At 66.6% G+C, this 1359-nt stretch carries 1 protein-coding gene; it reads left to right on the top strand.

The window, feature by feature from the left end; genetic code table 11:
* Positions 1–218 precede the first annotated feature (218 nt).
* On the top strand, positions 219–833 hold the full coding sequence (locus AB0M88_RS53290) for a hypothetical protein (protein ID WP_364116348.1): 615 nt from the start codon (positions 219–221) through the stop codon (positions 831–833).
* The last annotated feature ends 526 nt before the right edge of the window (positions 834–1359 follow it).

Below are 1359 nucleotides of genomic sequence, written 5' to 3'. Positions count from 1 at the left end.
TACGAGGGTCGTGACGAATCGGCGGACACGAACGGCCAACGAATCCCGGCTCATCGACGAAACTGATAGATCAACGACAGCACCTATCCAGTTACCTCCGCGGTATATGTGATCATCCATTCAAGGCGTGATCGCGCTGCCAATTCGCGTTCACTGCATCTCGCGTGCGGCGTCACTATGCCGCTGCCCCAGGCCGCGACATTGAAGGTGGAGAAAGCATGGCTTTGCAAGAACTCCAGGCAATGCAGGTTACCTACGAGCTGTTGTCCCCGCTCGACCCGAGCGCCCAACAACGGGTCCTGGCCTGGTTGTCCGCGGCGCTCGCGGACCCCAACGGCGTGCCCAAGGCACCAGACGAGCCTGTCGCGCCGGTGAAACCGCTCGCCGACGTGCCGGTAGCTGTCGCCTCTACGAATGACTCCGCGGACGCGTCGACAGCGAACGCGACGGCAACGCCGTACAGCACAACCGCAGCACCGGCGGAGCCCGCCGACCAGCGTAGGCCCGCGCCGGAACCTGAGGCCGCCCCCGAGCCCGTGGCGGAACCGGCGCCGGCAACGCGGCCGAAACGCGCCCGAGCGGCGAAGGCCACCGGTCGGCGCGCCGCCAAGACGACTGAACCCCCGGTCGCCGCGACACCGGCGCAGGCAGCGCCCGGACGCCGCAGCGAGCGACCCAGCGGGGAGCAATTCCTTACCGACCTGGCTACCGTCGGCTCGTTCAAGGCACTCGCCGAAAAGTACGGCAAGTCGATCGGCACGATCGGCAACTGGGCCAACCAGCTCCGCGAACAGGGATTCGACATCCCGGTCGGTCGGCTAAAGAAGGCCTGAACCGCACCACCCGTAAGCAACCAAGAGCGGCCGAAGATTACTGCCGATCCGGGCTCCCACCTCTTCCCGCAGGGTGCCCCGGCTACCGGCAAGTGCCCGACTCGGGCAGGAACGGACACATGGCCACGCGAAGTGGCATGCGAGGCCGGGAGCACATTGCTGGGTGGCGCGCTCCCGGCCGGTTACAGCGTAGCCGCGCACCAACTCAACCCTGCCGGGTTCCGGCCGGCTCGGGCACGCTTTGACGTGGAGCCTCAAGCAAGACGTCAGCCGCGACGTACGGCCGTGGCCCTTGTTCAAGGACGAGGGAAGGTCTGGACTTGATCTTCCTGCAGTGGCCCGGCCACCTTGCTGCGACACCACCGTAGGCGTGCTCCACCAGGCCGTTCGCGATCACTTGGACCAGTCCGGCCTCATCTTTGGCTGGCGCGCGGACGGCGGCTACTTGTTTCATTGATCTACGACCGCAGCCCGGCCAGGCTGGGTCGAGGTGACCGGTGGGTTCGCTCTCACGGCGGCTGCCCAC

This window comes from Actinoplanes sp. NPDC051411 (assembly GCF_040682075.1).
In the GTDB taxonomy this organism is placed as follows: domain Bacteria; phylum Actinomycetota; class Actinomycetes; order Mycobacteriales; family Micromonosporaceae; genus Actinoplanes.
This window is presented reverse-complemented; position numbering and strand designations above follow the sequence as displayed.

Excerpts from the sequence above, each read along its gene's own strand:
- AB0M88_RS53290 (WP_364116348.1), top strand. The coding sequence starts at position 219 with ATGGCTTTGCAAGAACTCCAGGCAATGCAGGTTACCTACGAGCTGTTG.